Raw genomic sequence first — 432 nt, 5'->3', positions numbered from 1 at the left:
TAATGATGTGCTTGCACTTTCTGAGTCAGACACTGATGTACTCAATGATGTACTTGCACTTTCTGAATCAGATACTGACGTACTTAATGATGTACTTGCTGACTCTGAATCACTTACTGAAGTACTTAATGACGTACTTGCTGATTCTGAATCACTTACTGAAGTACTTAGTGACGTACTTGCTGAATCACTTACTGAAGTGCTCAATGATGTTGACGCACTTTCTGAGTCACTTACTGAAGTACTCAATGATGTTGATGCACTTTCTGAGTCAGATACTGAAGTGCTTAATGATGTACTTGCTGACTCTGAATCACTTACTGAAGTACTTAATGATGTACTTGCTGATTCTGAATCACTCACTGATGTGCTCAATGATGTTGATGCACTTTCTGAATCAGACACTGATGTACTTAGTGACGTACTTGCTGA

At 38.7% G+C, this 432-nt stretch carries 1 protein-coding gene; it reads left to right on the top strand.

Features of this window, described 5'->3' with window-relative positions; genetic code table 11:
• A partial coding sequence (locus SH09_RS17320; protein ID WP_042740259.1) for a hypothetical protein occupies nt 1-432 on the top strand: 432 nt, incomplete at both ends.

The organism is Staphylococcus gallinarum (assembly GCF_000875895.1).
Classification (GTDB): Bacteria; Bacillota; Bacilli; order Staphylococcales; family Staphylococcaceae; genus Staphylococcus; species Staphylococcus gallinarum.
The sequence above is the reverse complement of the archived record's forward strand: the minus strand, read 5'-3'. Positions and strand labels throughout refer to the sequence as shown.